Below are 17,314 nucleotides of genomic sequence, written 5' to 3' on the forward strand. Positions count from 1 at the left end.
GCGGTGCCGCCCATGCTGCTGACCATCGACGTCGGAAACACCCACACCGTGCTGGGCCTGTTCGACGGCGAGGAGATCGTCGAGCATTGGCGGATCTCCACCGACGCCCGCCGCACCGCCGATGAACTCGCCGTCCTGCTGCAGGGCCTGATGGGCATGCACCCGCTGCTCGGCGAGGAGCTGGGCGACGGCATCGCGGGCATCTCCATCTGTTCCACCGTCCCCTCGGTGCTCCACGAGCTGCGCGAGGTGACCCGCCGCTACTACGGCGATGTGCCGTCCGTCCTGGTCGAGCCGGGCGTGAAGACCGGTGTGCCGATCCTGATGGACAACCCCAAGGAGGTTGGCGCCGACCGGATCATCAACGCGCTGGCCGCCGTCGAGCTGTACGAGGGTCCGTGCGTGGTCGTCGACTTCGGCACCGCGACCACCTTCGACGCGGTCAGCGCGCGCGGCGAGTACGTGGGCGGGGTGATCGCGCCGGGCATCGAGATCTCGGTCGAGGCGCTGGGCGTACGCGGGGCGCAATTGCGCAAGATCGAGCTGGCCCGCCCGCGCAGCGTGATCGGGAAGAACACGGTGGAGGCCATGCAGTCCGGCATCCTCTACGGCTTCGCGGGCCAGGTGGACGGGATCGTCCGCCGAATGGCGCGGGAGCTGGCCAAGGACCCGGAGGACGTCACCGTGATCGCCACCGGCGGGCTGGCGCCCATGGTGCTAGGAGAATCCTCAGTGATCGATGAGCATGAGCCCTGGTTGACCCTGATCGGCCTCAGACTGGTCTACGAGCGGAACGTCTCGCGCGGCTGAGCACCGGCGATCAGCTCTTCACCTGCGTGCTCGACCGTATTGACGGCATTCCGAAACGAATTCCCGCGCTCTGGATTCGCCGGGAGCGCCGATCGCTCTTCGCCATTGGTCACGGAGCGGTCAAGGGAAAGACGGCACTTCGAATTCCGTATTGACAAGCGGAAGGGCCGTCGACCACGTACACCGGCACCCGGATGCGACGGTCCGCCCCGGGTGCCGGGTCCGGACGGGGCCGCCTCGACGCGGCCCCGTCCGGCGCTTCCCCCGTATGGCGGCTCGGCGTCCGCAACGCGCCGCACCATCCGACGCTCAGCGAAATTTGTCCGCTTAGCACTTAAAGTCGCCCCATGCCCACGCCATATGGATCCCGCGGCGGAATGGCGTTCAGTGCGGATGAGCTGCGTGTGCTCCGACGCGCCCTCGCCATCGCCCTCCGACCCGACCCCGTCACTCCCTCTGCCGGCCCCCTCGGCCCGGACCGGGCGGAGGAGGTCCAGGACTGTCTCCGGCTCGCCGAGGCCGTGGACGAAGCGGTCCGCGAGGGCGGGCGGCTGCGAGCGTTCCTGCTCGACGAGCTCGCCCGCTACCGCGCCGCCCTGCCCGGCGCCGCCGTCGGCTATCTCGAGCAGCTCCAGGGCGCCCTCGCGGCCGGTTACGAGCCGCTGGCCGAGGATCTGGCCGCGCTCCGCGCGCTGTGCGGGTCGGCCGCCGGGGGTGGTGAGGCAACGCGCCGACGCGCGCTGCTGAGCCACTGCGAGCGCCTTGCCGAGCGGGGCGTGCGCGCCCGGCTCGCGGAGCGCGCCGACGCCGTCGTACAGCCGCGCACGAGCCCCGTGGGGCCCCGGCTGCGCGCCCTGCCCGGCGGGGTCTCGGCGGCGCCCAGGACGGCCGCGGAGGCAGTGGTGCGAAAGGGGGCGGAGATCGTGCGGGAGGCCCTCCAGAAGGCCGATGAGCCCAAGCGGGAGCCGCAGCCGCGAAAGAAGCCCGCGGCGCCGGAGCACGGCGACCGCGAGGAGCCGAAGCGACGGGAGCCGGGCCGCCGGGCGCCGCGCCCGGGGCGGCCGGTGCCCACGCCGGCGGAGGTCTTCCCGCCCAAGCGCCGCCCCTCGCCGCCGCCGGGGCAGGAGTCGCGGCTCGGCGCCGGGGCCCGTTCCGCCTGACCCCGGGCCCGGCTTCCGCCCCGGGCCGCCGCGCCCGGGACCGGTGCCCGGCTCCGGGAGTACGCGGCGCGCCGCGTAATCTGGTGTTCTCGAGCAAAAGGAGGCCGAGAGCCATGGATTATGTCTCCGCGCTGATCCCGCCCATCGTGATGGCCGTGGCCTTCACCGCGCTCATCGTGACGATGGTGAAGAGCCAGGGCGGCGCCAACAAGTCCAAGGAGGACGCCGCGGTGGACGCGGCGCTGGCGGCCCGCGCCGAGGCCGAGGGCCCGGCCCCGGAGCGCGAGACGGCCTGATCGGATCGATCGGGCCGATCGGGCGCCGCCACCCCCGCACACCACGGCGGCAGCACGCCGGACCACGCCCCGGGACGCATCGCGTTCCGGGGCGTGTGGCTTTTCCCGCGCAAACCTCCCGACATTCGGGACATCTCCCACTATTATTCTCGGTGTGCCTAGGCCATTGGGAGATCTCGAAGACGCGGTCATGACGCGGGTGTGGAAGTGGAACCGCCCGGTCACGGTCCGCGAAGTGCTGGAAGACCTTCAGCGGGAACGCTCGATCGCCTACACCACCGTCATGACGGTAATGGACAACCTCCATCACAAGGGCTGGCTGCGCCGGGAGGTGGAAGGCCGCGCCTATCGATATGCCGCGGTCTCCACGCGCGCCGCCTACTCGGCCGCACTGATGAACGAAGCGTGGTCGGCCAGTGACAACCCCGCGGCCGCTCTCGTCGCGTTCTTCGGGATGATGTCCGAAGAGCAGCGCGACGCACTACGGGATGCCATGCGCGTCGCACAACTGGGGGAGACCGGGGAGAGCCCCGGTGAGTCGGGGCGATGACCCAGGGCGATAGCGTCCGGTCATGTCCTCCCCACTATCAAAAGTAGTCACCGTCCGCCGTGCCCGGACCGGCGATGTACGAGCGGTGCGCCGCCTCATCGACTCCTACGTGGACGATCGCATCCTGCTCGACAAAGCCACCGTGACGCTTTACGAGGACATCCAGGAGTTCTGGGTCGCCGAGCGCGACGAGGACGCTGAGGTCATTGGCTGTGGAGCGCTGCACGTCATGTGGGAAGACCTCGCGGAGGTCCGCACTCTCGCCGTGGATCGGACTCTCAAGGGCACCGGCGTAGGCCACCTGGTGCTCGACAAGCTGTTGCAGACGGCGCGCTGGCTGGGGGTGCGGCGCATTTTCTGCCTCACCTTCGAAGTCGACTTCTTCACCAGGCACGGCTTCGTGGAGATCGGCGAGACGCCGGTCGACGGCGATGTGTACAGCGAGCTCCTGCGTTCCTATGACGAGGGCGTCGCCGAGTTCCTTGGTCTCGAACGGGTGAAGCCGAACACCCTTGGCAACAGCCGGATGCTTCTGCAACTGTGATCGCGGGCCCTATGTCCGAATCGCTCCCCTATCACATAGCTCCGGAACATGACCTTCCATGAGGCTTCCCGCTTGGTGGATCGGTCGAACCTTCCCAGGGGGGGTTTGTGTTTTTCCGGGAAAAGCGGTTTCCTATTCTCTCGTAGTGTAATTACCTGGGGGGTGAGTCATCAGCGGCTAACGCCGCACCCCCGAGCCCCCCGTTTTCCCTGAAAGGAACCCCATGGCACAGAAGGTTCAGGTCCTTCTTGTCGACGACCTCGACGGCGGCGAGGCGGACGAGACCGTGACGTTCTCCCTTGACGGCAAGAGCTACGAGATCGACCTCACCACCACCAACGCGGACAAGCTCCGTGACGCCCTGGAGCCCTACACCAAGGGCGGCCGGCGCACCGGTGGCCGGGCCTCCGGCGGCCGGGGCAAGGCGCGCGCGGCGTCGGGCGGCAGCCAGGACACCGCGAAGATCCGCGCCTGGGCGAAGGAGAACGGCTACGAGGTCAACGACCGCGGCCGTGTTCCGGCGACCGTTCGTGAGGCATACGAGAAGGCCAACGGCTGAGCGCGTCAGCCTTTCCCGGCTCGCCGCTGCCTTGGCAGCGGCCGGGCGCGCACCAATCGGGTGCGGTGGCATTCGGTAGCCGCCGCGCTCACGAGCCGTACGAGATCGGGGGCGCCCCCATCGCCCCCGAAGCCTGTCCTCGGCAGCGTTGGCTCCACCTCGCCCTTCGGGTCGGGAGGTCGCAGCCATACGGCGGCCTCCTGCGGGCATCGCTCTCCGGGCGCCCCGGCGTCCAGGGGCGGCGGCCAGGAGCGGGAGGGGCATGGCGCGGTGATCCGGCCACCGGCGCCGATCGCGCCCAGGTCCAGGGCCACACCGCCCCACTCCAGCCAGTCGAGCAGCCCCGGAAGCTCGTCCGCGCTGCCAGGGGCCACCAGAAGCCGCATCCAGGCGCCCTCCACCGCGACCGGACCGGTCCGCGGTACGCGCCGCAGCATCGCCCGTCCGGCCACGGCCGGCAGTTCGATGACGTCGAATGCCACCCCCGTGAGCAATTCGACGGGATCGCTGCCGGCCGTCGGCCAGCCCAGCTCCCGCTCGTACCAGCGTGAGAAGGGGGCCGGTGTCGTCGCTGCGGACGGCCTCGCGCCGTGGACCCTGTGGATCATGCCCAGCAGAACTCTCCGCCCTCCCGCTTGGTTACGCCCCGGATGACCTACCGTGCGGGCCCGTGTGCGCACCGTGCCCGTAAGGGGCCGTGCAGGGCCGGTGAACGGGCGCAAGGTTGTTCGCCCGTAGCGGATGGAACCGGCCCCCACGGCATGGAGTATCTGTGCTTGCGGGTAAGACATCCCTAGTGGGGAGGGGCGGTCCGCGTGTCGGGAGGAAGCGGCGTTCGCCATCGGCGTACTGGCGGTGGGCGTAGATGCCTGGCCTGCGGGAACATCGTCTCGCACCATCGGGTTAAGGCAGTTGTCGGCTGTTCGGGCAGGAAGCCAGTGGCTGTTTGCCCCGCGCGAGCGGGGGTGATCCGGACGGTTGTCGGCAGTTGGAATGAGCTGTCCCGGGTTGCGGGACTAGCATGCGGAAGGACAGGGAGGGGATCGTCCCCGATCTTTCTGACCGCTCTGAGGAGCGATTAACGATGTTCGAGAGGTTCACCGACCGCGCGCGGCGGGTTGTCGTCCTGGCTCAGGAAGAAGCCCGGATGCTCAACCACAACTACATCGGCACCGAACACATCCTCCTGGGCCTGATCCACGAGGGTGAGGGTGTCGCCGCTAAGGCCCTGGAGAGCCTCGGGATTTCGCTCGAGGCGGTCCGCCAGCAGGTGGAGGAGATCATCGGGCAGGGCCAGCAGGCCCCGTCCGGGCACATCCCCTTCACCCCCCGTGCCAAGAAGGTCCTGGAGCTGTCGCTCCGCGAGGCCCTTCAGCTCGGCCACAACTACATCGGTACGGAGCACATCCTGCTCGGCCTGATCCGCGAGGGTGAGGGCGTCGCCGCCCAGGTCCTCGTGAAGCTGGGTGCCGATCTGAACCGGGTGCGGCAGCAGGTCATCCAGCTGCTCTCCGGCTACCAGGGCAAGGAGGCCGCCACCGCCGGCGGCCCGGCGGAGGGCACTCCCTCCACCTCGCTCGTCCTGGACCAGTTCGGCCGCAATCTCACCCAGGCCGCCCGCGAATCCAAGCTCGACCCGGTCATCGGGCGCGAGAAGGAGATCGAGCGGGTCATGCAGGTGCTTTCGCGCCGCACCAAGAACAACCCGGTCCTCATCGGCGAGCCCGGCGTCGGCAAGACGGCGGTCGTCGAGGGACTGGCCCAGGCGATCGTCAAGGGCGAGGTGCCCGAGACCCTCAAGGACAAGCACCTCTACACCCTGGACCTGGGCGCCCTGGTCGCCGGCTCCCGCTACCGCGGTGATTTCGAGGAGCGCCTGAAGAAGGTGCTCAAGGAGATCCGCACCCGCGGCGACATCATCCTGTTCATCGACGAGCTCCACACCCTGGTGGGTGCGGGTGCCGCCGAGGGCGCGATCGATGCCGCCAGCATCCTCAAGCCGATGCTGGCGCGGGGCGAGCTGCAGACCATCGGCGCGACCACGCTCGACGAGTACCGCAAGTACCTGGAGAAGGACGCGGCCCTGGAGCGCCGCTTCCAGCCCATCCAGGTCGCCGAGCCGTCGCTGCCCCACACCATCGAGATCCTCAAGGGCCTGCGGGACCGCTACGAGGCGCACCACCGCGTCTCGATCACGGACTCGGCCCTGGTCGCGGCCGCCACCCTGGCCGACCGCTACATCTCGGACCGCTTCCTGCCGGACAAGGCGATCGACCTGATCGACGAGGCCGGTTCCCGGATGCGGATCCGCCGGATGACCGCACCGCCGGACCTGCGCGAATTCGACGAGAAGATCGCCGATGTGCGCCGGGAGAAGGAGTCCGCGATCGACTCGCAGGACTTCGAGATGGCCGCGGGCCTGCGCGACAAGGAGAAGCAGCTCCTGGCCGCCAAGGCGAAGCGGGAGAAGGAGTGGAAGGCCGGCGACATGGACGTCGTCGCCGAGGTCGACGAGGAGCTGATCGCCGAGGTCCTGGCCACGGCCACGGGCATCCCGGTCTTCAAGCTCACCGAGGAGGAGTCCTCCCGGCTGCTGCGCATGGAGGACGAGCTGCACAAGCGCGTCATCGGCCAGAAGGACGCCATCAAGGCGCTCTCCCAGGCCATCCGGCGTACGCGTGCGGGCCTCAAGGACCCCAAGCGCCCCGGTGGCTCGTTCATCTTCGCGGGCCCGTCCGGTGTCGGTAAGACCGAGCTCAGCAAGACTCTCGCCGAATTCCTCTTCGGCGACGAGGACGCGATGATCTCGCTCGACATGTCGGAGTTCAGCGAGAAGCACACCGTCTCGCGGCTCTTCGGCTCCCCGCCCGGATACGTGGGTTACGAGGAGGGCGGCCAGCTCACCGAGAAGGTGCGCCGCAAGCCGTTCTCCGTGGTCCTCTTCGACGAGGTCGAGAAGGCCCACCCGGACATCTTCAACTCGCTGCTGCAGATCCTGGAGGACGGTCGGCTGACCGACTCCCAGGGCCGGGTCGTGGACTTCAAGAACACGGTGATCATCATGACCACCAACCTCGGCACCCGGGACATCTCCAAGGGCTTCAACCTGGGCTTCGCCGCCCAGGGCGATGTGAAGACCGGCTACGAGCGGATGAAGAACAAGGTCAACGAGGAGCTCAAGCAGCACTTCCGGCCCGAGTTCCTCAACCGTGTCGACGACACGGTCGTCTTCCACCAGCTCACCGAGGAAGACATCATCCAGATCGTCGACCTCATGACCACCAAGGTGGACGAGCGGCTCAAGGACCGCGACATGGGCATCGAGCTCAGCGGTGACGCCAAGAAGCTGCTCGCCAAGCGGGGCTACGACCCCGTGCTGGGCGCCCGGCCGCTGCGCCGGACGATCCAGCGCGAGATCGAGGACGTGCTCTCGGAGAAGATCCTCTTCGGCGAGCTGCGTCCGGGCCACATCGTGGTCGTGGACACCGAGGGCGAGGGTGAGGAGAAGAAGTTCACCTTCCGCGGCGAGGAGAAGTCGGCGCTGCCCGACACCCCGCCGATCGAGTCCGCCGCCGGTGGCGCGGGCCCGAACCTCAGCAAGGAGGCGTGACGCGGCGACGCCGCAACACGGCGTCGTCCATCGCCACGGGGCCGCCCCGGACCGTTCCGGTCCGGGGCGGCCCCCTTTTGCGCAGGTGCCGCGCAGGCGCGCTCTGAGAGGCTCTGAGAGGCCCCGGGAGGCCGGGCGCGCCGAAACCCTCCGGGGTTCCCCTCACGCGCCCGCGACGATGACCTGGACGCCCTCGGGGACCCCGGTCACCTCCGCGTTGCGGTGGCTCAGTCGCAGGATCTCCAGCCGCGGGAAGACGGCCAGCCAGCTCAGGTCCAGGTCCGCGCCCAGGTCGTAGGCGAGCCACAGCTCGGTCAGCCGCTCGGCCACCAGGCCCTCGGCCAGCTGGTCCGGGGAGAGCGCACCGGCTATCTGGACGCAGGGGCGGCCACCGAGCCGGCGCAGGGCCCGCAGTTCCTCCAGGTCCGACACCGGAAAGTCGAGTTCCCGCTCATCGAGATGGCCGATGATTTCCTCGGCGTAACGATCGGTGTCATATCGCCGCCAGGCGCCCGCGAGCTGCGCCCGGACCGCCCAGGAGGCGCGGTCCCGCAGCCGGACCAGATAGTCGATGGCGCGGTCGTCGGCTATCGAGGTGGCGGTGACGGCCAGCCGATGGGCTTCCTCATCGGATACGCCGCTGGGATCGGGCAGCATTTCCAGCACGATAGGCCCGATCCAGCCCAGCGCGCGGGCCGCTTCCAGCGAGGTCGGGCGTACCAGATCGCGGGTATAGCGATGCACCCGGGAACGCACCTCGGGGTCCAGCTCCGTCGCGTGTTCCAGACATGCGGCCGCCAGGAGTTTGCGATGGCGGGCATGGACCGGCCGGGAGTCTTTACGGGCCGCCAGCAGCCCCTCCAGGAGGTAGCCGCATTCATCGGGGCGGGCGAGAGCGACCGACATTCTGATCACTTCTTCCCAGTCGTCCAGGTGTGCGTGGTCGATCAGGAAGTCGAAATCGTGCCGTTCGACGACCGCTCTCGCGCTGAGATAGTCCTGGAACGTTCGGTGCACGAAATCGACCGAACCGGGTGTGGGCTCGCGCAATAGACCGGTCCGGTTGAGCAGATGTCGGTAGATTTCCTCCGGTCCGCCCTGCCGCGCCGCGTGCGGAATGGCCGGGAGGTGCCGGCCGAGCGTCTCGACGGCGGTGGTCCGGTCCATTTCGGACCGGCCGTTGACGAGCATCCGGTGCGCCAGCTTCTGCAGCAGCTGGATCTTCGGTTCCTGGGGGAGGTCGATTCCCTCCGGCGGCAGCATGGCGCGCTCGCGGTCGCGCCGTTCCAGCAGCATGGAAAGTGCCGCGTCATAGAGGGCTTTCCGGCCGCGCGGCAGATAGCCGCGGCGGTCCCGGTGCAGCGCGCACAGCAGACCGCACATCAGTGGATTGGTGGCCAGCCGGCCGAGGTCCCGGGTAATCCTCACGGCGTCCAGCAGCGTTTCCTCGTAACCACTCAGCCGGTCCAGATCGGCACGGTCGGTGATGTCCTGGCGGGCCGCCGCATGCCAGCGCCGGATGAACGCGGTGACCCCCTCGCGGCTGAGCGGGGAGAGTTTCAGCTCGGTGAAGCGCTCCGAGGCCAGCCAGTTCTCCCTTACGGCCGAGGGGCGCGAGGTGACCAGCGAGATATTTCCCGGATAGCGCGCCGGAAGCTCGCGCAGTGCCTCCCGCAGCCGCTCACGCTCCCCCTCCGGAGCCTCGTCCACCCCGTCCACGAGCAGCAGCCCGCGCCCGTTGGACAGCACCCGCTCGGCCCATCCCGGCGGCTGGGCGGCGGTGTGCGGATAGCGGACGGCGGACAGGAAGGCGTCCGGCTCCGGGAAGCCGTCGTGGCGGAACCGGCGCACGGGGAGCACGAAGGGGACCCGCCCGCGCAGCCCCGCCAGCGGGGCCGGGAGGTCGCCGCGCGCCACGGACACCGCGAGCCGCTGCACCAGCGTGGTCTTGCCCGACCCCGCCACGCCCCACAGCAGCACCCGTTCGCGTCCGGCGAGGGCCTGTTCGGCGGGGGCGCTCGGGCCTCCCGCGTCGGCCTCGGTCTCCAGGCTGAGATAGGCGGCGTCCAGCGGCCAGCTGTCGGGGGAGTGGGCCAGATCGATGCCGTAGATGGTGAGGTGGTCGTGGGCGGCGACGATGTCCTGGGCGTAGCGCTCCTCGAACGCGGCGTCCTCGGCGGCCGTGACGAAGGGGGAGCGGCGGACGAGGAAGCGCAGGATGTGCGCGCAGACGGCCTCCCGCAGCGAGGCGTGCGCCCGGGCGTCGTCCGCGTCCAGCCCCTCGTCGGCGTCGGGGGCGGCGATGGCGAGGTGGCGGGCGAAGGCTTCCGGGCCGAGGCGGACGGCCCGCAGGTCGTCCAGGTCGACGGTGCCGAGGGCGTGGAGGGTGCGGGCGAGGGCGTCGGTGAGTTCGGGGTGCGTCGGCTCTTGTTTCTGATCGACGCCCCCTTCGGTGGCCTCCTTAAGGAGCGCGGCAAGGAGCGCGGAGGCGATCCGGGGCAGGTCCCGTTCGGTCAGCGTCCGGTGGTCGCCCTGGAAGGCGACGAGGGAGGCGATGCGGACGGGCCGGTCCACCGGCCCGTCGGCGACGAAGAGTTCCTGGACCAGTGTGGCTATGGCTGCGGGATCCATGAGGCCCCGTCCCCCCGGTGACTGTCGTTCGCCGTTCAGAAGCCACCAGGGTAGGCACGGTCGGTGCCGGATGGGTGGGGGTTCGGCGTGGGTTCCGGGGGCGGCCGGTGGCACGGGGCGGGTGCGCGGTGTGGTGGGCGGTGGTCGCTGGGGTGCGCGGCGGGGTGAGCGTGGGGTGCGCGGTCGGTTGGGTGGTGGGTGCCGGGGGCGGGGCCTCCGGGGCGGCGCCCTGGACCGTATATTTACGGCGCCATTGGCCGGGGGCTTTGAGCGGGCCGGAGATTGGCGCCACAAATACACGTAAGTGTCCAGGACACCACCCCTCCGACCCCGCCCCCTCCCGCCGCGTCGGCGACCGCGCCCCGGTGGCCCCGGGGTCCCTGTACGGTTCCGGCCCCGCCTGGTGGCTACCGGCCCGAGTCTTCCTCTGCGAAGAGCTCATCGGTGGTGGAGACGGTGAAGGCGCGGTCGAACCAGCGGTCCAGGATGTCGAGGTCGGTGCAGTTGGTGATGCGGTCGCGGGTCTCGGGCGGGGCGGTGATCCCTCGCTTCTCCAGGGCGCGCAGCACGCCTCGTACCCGCGAATGGACTTCGCCCTCCGCTTTGCCCTTAAGGAAGGTCTCCTCGATGAGGGTCCCCCGACCGGGGAAGTAGCTACCTACTACGGCCATGGTGTCGTCAGTCGTCCTCAGTGAAGAGCTCATCGGCCGTGGAGACGGTGAAGGCGCGGTCGAACCAGCGGTCCAGAGTGCCGAGGTCGGCGCAGTGGGTGATGCGGTCGCGCGTCGCGGCCAGAGTGGGGATGCCTCGCTTCTCCAGGACGCCCAGCACCCCCTGAGCTCGTCCCCGGGCTTCGCCCTCTGCCGCCCCCTCTGCTTTCCCCTCTGCCTTGCCCTTCAGGAAGGTCTCCTCGATCAGGGTGCCGCGGCCGGGGAAGTAGGTGCCCACACTCATCTCGTTCCTCCAGATGCTTTGCGCTGGGGTGCCCCCCAGGCCGACGTCCAGCAATTCCGTGTAGTAGCGGACGGAGTCCGGGTCGCTCGTCCCCATGGCATGAGCCAGGGCCTTCAGTATGGCCGGGGCGTCCTGGTGGCTGCCATGTGTCAAGGCCGAGAAAGTCGCCAGGGTCAGGTCCTGGGCGGCCTCGTCCGGGTCGAGGATCACCGGGACGTTCCCAGGGCCCAGGACCAGTGGATGTACGGACAGCGCTGTCCAGTCGTCCAGGCCAACCCGGAAGGGGCCGGTCGCCCACTCGGCGGTTGCCTTGTCCTGACAGACCACGAGCAGCAGAGCTTGTTGCTTGTATTTCGCCGCCAGATACGACACGTAGTAAGCCCAGTTGACTGCCTTGTCGGTGTCGCAGCGCCCTTGGGCCTCGATCGCCAGGAGGAAGTCGTCGCCGTCGAACGGCTTGACGCGCAGCACGCTGTCCACGCGGCGTTCCAGCGGCCGTATCTCGGTGGCATCCGGGGTGAGCACTTCAACCGCCGCTTTCTCGGGCGGCGACAGATCCAGGATGCGGAACACCGGAGTGAGTAACTCCGGGCGTTCTTGAAAGATGCGGTGTGCGGCCTCGTGACGCGAACTGACCATGTGGGTGAACGTAGGGTCATCGGGGCATGTGCACGGGGCAAATGACCGGTGATCACCCGATTGGGGGAAAGATCCGGGTGGGGTCAGGCGGCGATCTCGTATGCGTGCTGCTGAGGGGTGAGTTCGAACCAGAGGAGCTTGCCGCTGATGCCCAAGAGGTCGTCGGCGAGGGGGCAGCCGCCCCAGTTGTCGGCGCACAGCCGGACGATGAGCAGGCCACGGCCCGAGGTCGCGTCCAGGTTGGCGGCGACCTCGGTGAGGGCGGTGAAGCGGTCGAGGCGGCTGGGCGGGGTGTCGAAGGGCGCGGGGATGGTGGGGTTGGTGTCCCAGATGCTGACGCGGAGGCGGTTCTCGCAGAGGTGGCGGATGCGGAGTTGGGCCGGGCCGTCGGAGTGGCGGACGGCGTTGGTGACCAGCTCGCAGGTGAGGAGTTCCGCCGTGTCGGTCAGTTCCGTCATGCCGTGGGAGGCGAGGACCGCCCGGAGGGTGGCGCGTGAGATGCGTGCGGCCCGTGGGTCATTGGGCAGGCGGAGGGAGTACGTCCAGGGGTCGGAGGACGGCGGTACGTTGGCCATGGAGTCTCCCTCGGTCGGGCGAAGTTGGGGCGCTTGCGCCACACAGTAGAGCCAGTCGTGTTAGTTCTAACGTCGATACGGAGATATGGCTCACGATTGCCCTCGTGTGGGTGACAAGGGAGACCGATGGCGACCACCAGTAGTCCTACGCTCAAGCAGCGACGACTCGGAGCCGAGTTGCGGAAGCTTCGTGAGCGCGCGGGTCTGACCTCCACTGCGGCCGCTGCCGAGCTGGGTGTCCAGCAGGCCCGCGTAAGCATGATCGAGGCGGGCCGGTACGCCGTGGGCGCCGACCGTGTGCGCGTGATGGCGCGCACCTATACGTGCGCCGATGAGGACCTCGTGGACGCACTGGCGGACATGACGGGCGGACGCACGCGGGGTTGGTGGGATGAGTATCGGGAGTATCTCCCGGCGAGTTTTGCGGATCTGGCGGAACTGGAACACCAGGCCCGAAACATCCGTGTCGCGCTGGTCATCCACATCCCGGCCCTTCTGCAAACCGTTGATCACGCACGGGCGCTGATGCGCGAGGTGGCGCCCCCGCTGCGGGCGTACGAGGTGGAACACCGGCTGTCCCACCGCATGAAGCGTCAGGCGATCCTCTACGGCGACAATCCGGTGCCGTATACCGCGATCATCCACGAGGCTGCTCTGCGGATGGAGTTCGGCGGGGTGGACACGGTCCGCGCTCAGCTCGAACACCTCATCGCGATGAGCGAGATGGACAACGTCACCATCCGCGTTATCCCGTTTCGTGGCGGCGGGACCTTCCCTGGAACGGGGCAGGCATTCGATTATGTTCATGGCCCCGTCCCTCAGCTCGACACTGTGCAGCTGGACGCCGCTCATGGTTGCCAGTTCACGGATGCCGAGGCGGAGCTGATCAAGTATCGAGCCGTTCTCGAACGGATGGAACGGACTGCCCTGACGGTCGCCGAGTCGCGGGGCTTCATCCACAACGTCTCGCGCAGTGTGTGAAAGGTGAGAAACGTGCCCAGGTACCGGTGGCGTAAGTCTTCCTACAGCGGCGACGCGTCTAACTGCATCAACGTCGCCGCTGACGGCAACGTCATAGCGGTCCGCGAGAGCGACGAACCCGCCGTCGTCCTGGCCACCACACCCGCCGTCCTGCGAGCCTTCATACGTGGTGCCAAGGACGGCGCCTTCGATCGCATCCAGGAAGGCAGGGCACAAAGCGCGACGGCCCGTCGGGAGAGGGAGGGAGAACAGACGGCCCGTCGCGTTCGCGACCCTAGGGCCCGGCGCTGAGCGGGCACTTACCGCTCGCTGAGGCCGGGTGGGGCCGGGCCCAGCGGTCGTCTTCGTGGCGACGTCGGGTTGCACGTGGCGTCGGTTACCGTCGGTATTCGGCCCGGCCTGGCCCACGGTCTACCGGCGATTCGCCCAGTGGAGCCGGGGCCGGGTGCGGGCGAAGCTCCACCGAGTGATCCTCGACGAACTCGGAGCGCGAGGCGGGCTCGACTGGTCGCGGTGTGCGATCGACTCGGTCAGTCTGCGGGCGGCAAGAGGGGGCTATTGACGGGTCCGCATCCGACCGATCGCGACAAGCTCGCCGTCGGTATAGCGGTCGTACAGGTCGCTGCAGACCCGACCGGAGGTCTTGCCGTCCGCCGGCCTCTCGCCTTCTCGGACAGCAAGGTCATAGCTCATGCCCAGAGGCAGTCATGCCGCTCTGACAGCCACGAGAAACGACGTCTTAGTCGAGTGACCAACTCGTCAGCTTCATTGGATTCAGCATCAGCCACACGTTCGTGACGCACTCATCACTGACGTCGAAGGTAACTATTCCGTATCGATGCCCCTCATTTCGAAGAATGTAACCGAGACCGTCAGCTGTATCGCGTCGCTCAAGACGGAGGGCGGGCTGCTTGCGCATCACTCCCATGAACCACCGGGCTACATGATCCGACCCACGGATGACCTGAGGTGCTGCATTGACGAAGCCGCCGCCGTCTACTCGTAGTTCGACGTCTGGAGCCAACAAGCGGAGCAGGTCCTCGATGTCCCCTCCGACGGTTGCATCACGGAAGGCCCGAACGACCTCATCATGCTGGTGTGGAGGAACCTGGGCGCGTCTTCCTCGTCGAACGTGGCGGCGTGCGGACGTTGCCAATTGCCTTGTTGCTGCGGCTGAACGACCTACGACACCAGCAATCTCGGCGAACGGGACGCCGAACACGTCGTGCAGCACGAACGTCACTCGCTCAGCTGGGGTCATGGCCTCGAGGACCGTCAGCAATGCCATGCTGACGGCATCGTCGAGGGTGACACGTTCGAGCGGATCAGCGGCGAGATGACCGGAGTGCAGTGGCGCCTTCGCTGTGTCTGCAAAGAGGTCGGCCGGAACGGGCTCCGGTAGCCACTGCCCGACGTACGTCTCCCGCCGTGCGCGCGCGGAACCCAGCAGGTCGAGTGAGATGCGGCTCGCGACTCGCATCAGCCATGCGGCAGGCGCGGCGATTTTGTCGCGTTCCTCGGGCTCAAGGCGGTACCACCTCACATATGTCTCTTGCACGACGTCCTCGGCATCGGCCAGGGTGCCCATCATGCGAAAGGCTAGCGACAGCAGACGATGTCGCTCCGCCATGACCGGATCGAGAGCCCGTGATGCATCGCGCTCGGCTCCGTTGTACTCCGCTGATTCGGCAGGATGATCTTCCGACATGGGGCATCCTTTCCCATGGGAGCGCAGCACGCCTGACCTATGTGCTGGCTGTCAGACGTTCCCGCCTCCGTTTATTATCGCATTCAGACGGTGGGAATCCCTGCAATCGGGTACCGCACGGTTCCTGTCCGGTACGCGCCGCGCGGAACCATGGCATCGAGGGACGCCTGTGCGTCCACGGTCACCACCTCACGATGGTCTCCGCGATGGGCCAGAGTGGCACGGAAGAGGTCGTCGTGGTAGAACCGGTTGGGTCCAGCGATCTCGACCACACTTCCCGTCTCCAGCGTCGTGACAGCCTCGGCGAGCAATTCGATGACTTCGTCCAGCTCGACGGGCTGGATGAATGACCTCGGAGCGAGAACCTTTCCGTCCACGGTGTGCTGGTCAATGAGGACAGGAATGTAGCTCTGGAACTGAGTGGCCCGAATGATGGTGGCGGGGATCGAAGCGGATCGCACGGCCTTCTCCTGCGCCACCTTGCCGAGGTAGTACCCGATCTCAGATGCGTCCCCTTCTCCGACGCCAACAATGGAGAGCACGATGTGATGACGCACACCTGCCCGCTTGCCCTCCGCAGTGAGGTTGTCGATCGTTCCCTCGAAGAACGAGATCGCGCCCTCCGCGTCGAAGCGGGGGGTGTTGAGGACGTTCACGATGGTGTCGACTCCGACGAGAGCATCGGCGAGCCCCTTACCCGAGATCACGTCGATCCCGTCCTCCAGTCCTCCTGAGACCACCTCGATGTTCTTGGCCTCCAGGTTGTCAGCGAGGCGGGACCCCACTCGGCCGCGCCCACCAGCGATGAAAACCTTCATTTCCGCACTCCGTTCCGGGGCACCAGTCGCTGCCCTCACCAACATGACGACGCAGGCCGGACAGATGTGAGGCTGTGCAGCAGGCTCGTTGGAAAGGGGAGGCGCCGGGATGACCGGCTGGGGTACCGTCCTGCGCATGGACTCGTTCCTTCAGATCTACGGCTGACACGCCGTTCCGCCCCGCGCACCGGCGACCACGCCCGTGCGCCGGGCCGTCGTGTCCATCTCGCCCTAGACCTGAAACGAGTGATCCCACATGTCCCGTCGCCGTGCCCATATCGCCATGGTCGGCATCCCCGCCATCAGCCACACCCTCCCCAGCCTGGAAGTCATCCGCGAGCTCGTGGCCCGCGGGCACCGGGTGACGTACGCCAACGACCCCTTCATGGCGGACGTCATCAAGCCGACCGGCGCCGAGTTTGTGCCGTTCGAGTCCACCCTGCCGGTCGCCGACAACGACTGGCCCGAGGACCCGATCGCCGCGATGACGGTGTTCCTGGACGACGCCATCCGCGTCCTGCCCCAACTGCGCGCCGTGTACGACCGCGACCCGGCCGATCTGTATCTGTACGACATCGGCGCGTACGCCGCCCGTGCGCTCGCCGAGGCGCAGGGGCGCCCGGTGGTCCAGGTGTCACCGACGATCGTGGCCTGGGAGGGGTATCACGACGAGTTCGGGGCGCAGATCATGAGCCTTCCCGGTGCGGAGGCGTACCAGGAGAAGTTCGCGGCATGGCTCGCCGGGGCCGGCGCCACCACCACGGAGCCGAACGCCTTCTCCGGCCTGCCGCCGCGCTGTGTCGCGCTCACTCCCCGTGCCATGCAGCCGAACGCGGACCGGGTGAACACCGAGGCCGTGACGTTCGTCGGGCCCTGCCTCGGCGACCGAGCCGACCAGGGCGGGTGGGAGCGCCCCGCCGACGCGGAGAAGGTGCTGCTGATCTCCCTGGGTTCGGCGTACACCCGGCAGGCCGACTTCTACCGTGCGTGCGTCGCGGCCTTCGGGGACCTGCCCGGGTGGCATGTCGTGCTGCAGATCGGCAAGTACGTCGACCCCGGCGAGCTGGGGGAGATCCCGGCCAATGTCGAGGTCCGCTCGTGGGTGCCCCAGTTGGCGATCCTGGAGCAGGCCGACGCGTTCATCACCCACGCGGGGATGGGCGGCAGCAACGAGGCGCTGTACACGGGCTGTCCGATGATCGCCGTTCCGCAGGGGGCCGAACAGGCCATGAACGCCGACCGGCTGGTGGAGCTGGGCGTGGCCCGCCGTATCGACACGGCGGATGCCACCGCCGAGGTGCTGCGTGCCGCTCTGACCGAGCTCACCGCGGATCCGGAGGTCGCGCGCGTCTCGGCGCGGCTGCGGGACGAGGTGCGGGCCGAGGGCGGCACCGGGCGGGCCGCCGATCTGATCGAGGACGCGCTGCGGTGACACGACGATGGCCCGGCCGCTTGTGGCGGCCGGGCCATCGGCAGGCG

Annotated in this window: 17 protein-coding genes and 1 pseudogene; 11 read left to right on the forward strand and 7 right to left on the reverse strand. The window is 68.4% G+C overall.

The genetic code is table 11. From position 1 onward, the window contains the following. Window positions 1–12: 12 nt before the first annotated feature. The 6 genes from ACFYOY_RS15515 (at window position 13) to ACFYOY_RS15540 (ending at window position 3,919) form a co-directional block, all read left to right on the forward strand. Complete coding sequence (locus tag ACFYOY_RS15515) at window positions 13–810, forward strand: type III pantothenate kinase (protein ID WP_351881884.1); 798 nt, start codon at window positions 13–15, stop codon at window positions 808–810. 347 nt (window positions 811–1,157) lie between these two features. Next, complete coding sequence (locus ACFYOY_RS15520) at window positions 1,158–1,970, forward strand: hypothetical protein (protein WP_351881882.1); 813 nt, start codon at window positions 1,158–1,160, stop codon at window positions 1,968–1,970. Window positions 1,971–2,083: 113 nt separating this feature from the next. Beyond that, complete coding sequence (locus ACFYOY_RS15525) at window positions 2,084–2,266, forward strand: hypothetical protein (protein ID WP_351881880.1); 183 nt, start codon at window positions 2,084–2,086, stop codon at window positions 2,264–2,266. A 154-nt stretch (window positions 2,267–2,420) separates the two neighbouring features. Continuing rightward, window positions 2,421–2,816: a BlaI/MecI/CopY family transcriptional regulator gene (locus tag ACFYOY_RS15530; RefSeq protein WP_351881878.1), complete on the forward strand. Its 396-nt coding sequence runs from the start codon at window positions 2,421–2,423 to the stop codon at window positions 2,814–2,816. Window positions 2,817–2,838: 22 nt separating this feature from the next. Beyond that, entirely contained in the window at window positions 2,839–3,360 is a 522-nt protein-coding gene (locus tag ACFYOY_RS15535; RefSeq protein WP_014061627.1) for an amino-acid N-acetyltransferase, read from the forward strand. A gap of 223 nt (window positions 3,361–3,583) precedes the next feature. Beyond that, window positions 3,584–3,919, forward strand: a complete 336-nt coding sequence (locus ACFYOY_RS15540) for an Lsr2 family protein (protein WP_059142482.1) — start codon at window positions 3,584–3,586, stop codon at window positions 3,917–3,919. A gap of 5 nt (window positions 3,920–3,924) precedes the next feature. Here the strand turns inward: ACFYOY_RS15540 and ACFYOY_RS15545 are convergent, their stop codons facing one another. Then, window positions 3,925–4,527, reverse strand: a complete 603-nt coding sequence (locus ACFYOY_RS15545) for an SCO3374 family protein (RefSeq protein WP_351881875.1) — start codon at window positions 4,525–4,527, stop codon at window positions 3,925–3,927. 476 nt (window positions 4,528–5,003) lie between these two features. On the opposite strand from ACFYOY_RS15545, the gene ACFYOY_RS15550 reads away from it, so the two are divergent. Next, complete coding sequence (locus ACFYOY_RS15550) at window positions 5,004–7,529, forward strand: ATP-dependent Clp protease ATP-binding subunit (RefSeq protein WP_093462814.1); 2,526 nt, start codon at window positions 5,004–5,006, stop codon at window positions 7,527–7,529. Between the two features lie 162 nt (window positions 7,530–7,691). Here the strand turns inward: ACFYOY_RS15550 and ACFYOY_RS15555 are convergent, their stop codons facing one another. From ACFYOY_RS15555 to ACFYOY_RS15570, 4 genes are all read right to left on the reverse strand, one after another. Then, window positions 7,692–10,160 (reverse strand): NACHT domain-containing protein, encoded by a 2,469-nt coding sequence (locus ACFYOY_RS15555; RefSeq protein ID WP_388587453.1) that lies wholly within the window; start codon window positions 10,158–10,160, stop codon window positions 7,692–7,694. 407 nt (window positions 10,161–10,567) lie between these two features. After that, window positions 10,568–10,831, reverse strand: coding sequence for a hypothetical protein (locus ACFYOY_RS15560; RefSeq protein WP_351881871.1), 264 nt, complete (start codon window positions 10,829–10,831; stop codon window positions 10,568–10,570). A gap of 7 nt (window positions 10,832–10,838) precedes the next feature. Beyond that, complete coding sequence (locus ACFYOY_RS15565; RefSeq protein ID WP_351881869.1) at window positions 10,839–11,753, reverse strand: hypothetical protein; 915 nt, start codon at window positions 11,751–11,753, stop codon at window positions 10,839–10,841. Window positions 11,754–11,836: 83 nt separating this feature from the next. Then, entirely contained in the window at window positions 11,837–12,328 is a 492-nt protein-coding gene (locus tag ACFYOY_RS15570; protein ID WP_351881867.1) for an ATP-binding protein, read from the reverse strand. 126 nt (window positions 12,329–12,454) lie between these two features. On the opposite strand from ACFYOY_RS15570, the gene ACFYOY_RS15575 reads away from it, so the two are divergent. The 3 genes and pseudogenes from ACFYOY_RS15575 to ACFYOY_RS15585 all read left to right on the forward strand — a co-directional run. Further along, a complete protein-coding gene (locus ACFYOY_RS15575; protein WP_388587457.1) occupies window positions 12,455–13,309 on the forward strand; it encodes a helix-turn-helix domain-containing protein in 855 nt (284 codons plus the stop codon). A gap of 12 nt (window positions 13,310–13,321) precedes the next feature. Continuing rightward, on the forward strand, window positions 13,322–13,600 hold the full coding sequence (locus ACFYOY_RS15580) for a DUF397 domain-containing protein (protein WP_388587460.1): 279 nt from the start codon (window positions 13,322–13,324) through the stop codon (window positions 13,598–13,600). Between the two features lie 43 nt (window positions 13,601–13,643). Further along, window positions 13,644–13,900, forward strand: a pseudogene (locus ACFYOY_RS15585) (transposase); the annotation flags it as partial. A gap of 148 nt (window positions 13,901–14,048) precedes the next feature. On the opposite strand, the gene sigJ reads toward ACFYOY_RS15585, so the two are convergent. Both sigJ and ACFYOY_RS15595 read right to left on the reverse strand, forming a co-directional pair. Beyond that, window positions 14,049–15,017 carry an RNA polymerase sigma factor SigJ gene (gene sigJ / locus ACFYOY_RS15590; protein ID WP_351881861.1) on the reverse strand — a complete coding sequence of 323 codons (969 nt, stop codon included), beginning with the start codon at window positions 15,015–15,017 and terminating at the stop codon, window positions 14,049–14,051. Window positions 15,018–15,100: 83 nt separating this feature from the next. Then, window positions 15,101–15,835, reverse strand: a complete 735-nt coding sequence (locus tag ACFYOY_RS15595; protein ID WP_388587463.1) for an SDR family oxidoreductase — start codon at window positions 15,833–15,835, stop codon at window positions 15,101–15,103. A gap of 256 nt (window positions 15,836–16,091) precedes the next feature. Between ACFYOY_RS15595 and ACFYOY_RS15600 the strand changes: the two genes are divergently transcribed. After that, window positions 16,092–17,267 carry a macrolide family glycosyltransferase gene (locus ACFYOY_RS15600; RefSeq protein WP_388587466.1) on the forward strand — a complete coding sequence of 392 codons (1,176 nt, stop codon included), beginning with the start codon at window positions 16,092–16,094 and terminating at the stop codon, window positions 17,265–17,267. Window positions 17,268–17,314 lie beyond the last annotated feature (47 nt).

This window comes from Streptomyces sp. NPDC007875, assembly GCF_042868035.1.
GTDB lineage: Bacteria > Actinomycetota > Actinomycetes > Streptomycetales > Streptomycetaceae > Streptomyces > Streptomyces antimycoticus.

Excerpts from the sequence above, each read along its gene's own strand:
- ACFYOY_RS15515 (WP_351881884.1), top strand. The coding sequence starts at position 13 with ATGCTGCTGACCATCGACGTCGGAAACACCCACACCGTGCTGGGCCTG.
- ACFYOY_RS15520 (WP_351881882.1), top strand. The coding sequence starts at position 1,158 with ATGCCCACGCCATATGGATCCCGCGGCGGAATGGCGTTCAGTGCGGAT.
- ACFYOY_RS15525 (WP_351881880.1), top strand. The coding sequence starts at position 2,084 with ATGGATTATGTCTCCGCGCTGATCCCGCCCATCGTGATGGCCGTGGCC.
- ACFYOY_RS15535 (WP_014061627.1), top strand. The coding sequence starts at position 2,839 with ATGTCCTCCCCACTATCAAAAGTAGTCACCGTCCGCCGTGCCCGGACC.
- ACFYOY_RS15540 (WP_059142482.1), top strand. The coding sequence starts at position 3,584 with ATGGCACAGAAGGTTCAGGTCCTTCTTGTCGACGACCTCGACGGCGGC.
- ACFYOY_RS15545 (WP_351881875.1), bottom strand. The coding sequence starts at position 4,527 with ATGATCCACAGGGTCCACGGCGCGAGGCCGTCCGCAGCGACGACACCG.
- ACFYOY_RS15550 (WP_093462814.1), top strand. The coding sequence starts at position 5,004 with ATGTTCGAGAGGTTCACCGACCGCGCGCGGCGGGTTGTCGTCCTGGCT.
- ACFYOY_RS15555 (WP_388587453.1), bottom strand. The coding sequence starts at position 10,160 with ATGGATCCCGCAGCCATAGCCACACTGGTCCAGGAACTCTTCGTCGCC.
- ACFYOY_RS15560 (WP_351881871.1), bottom strand. The coding sequence starts at position 10,831 with ATGGCCGTAGTAGGTAGCTACTTCCCCGGTCGGGGGACCCTCATCGAG.
- ACFYOY_RS15565 (WP_351881869.1), bottom strand. The coding sequence starts at position 11,753 with ATGGTCAGTTCGCGTCACGAGGCCGCACACCGCATCTTTCAAGAACGC.
- ACFYOY_RS15570 (WP_351881867.1), bottom strand. The coding sequence starts at position 12,328 with ATGGCCAACGTACCGCCGTCCTCCGACCCCTGGACGTACTCCCTCCGC.
- ACFYOY_RS15575 (WP_388587457.1), top strand. The coding sequence starts at position 12,455 with ATGGCGACCACCAGTAGTCCTACGCTCAAGCAGCGACGACTCGGAGCC.
- sigJ (WP_351881861.1), bottom strand. The coding sequence starts at position 15,017 with ATGTCGGAAGATCATCCTGCCGAATCAGCGGAGTACAACGGAGCCGAG.
- ACFYOY_RS15595 (WP_388587463.1), bottom strand. The coding sequence starts at position 15,835 with ATGAAGGTTTTCATCGCTGGTGGGCGCGGCCGAGTGGGGTCCCGCCTC.
- ACFYOY_RS15600 (WP_388587466.1), top strand. The coding sequence starts at position 16,092 with ATGTCCCGTCGCCGTGCCCATATCGCCATGGTCGGCATCCCCGCCATC.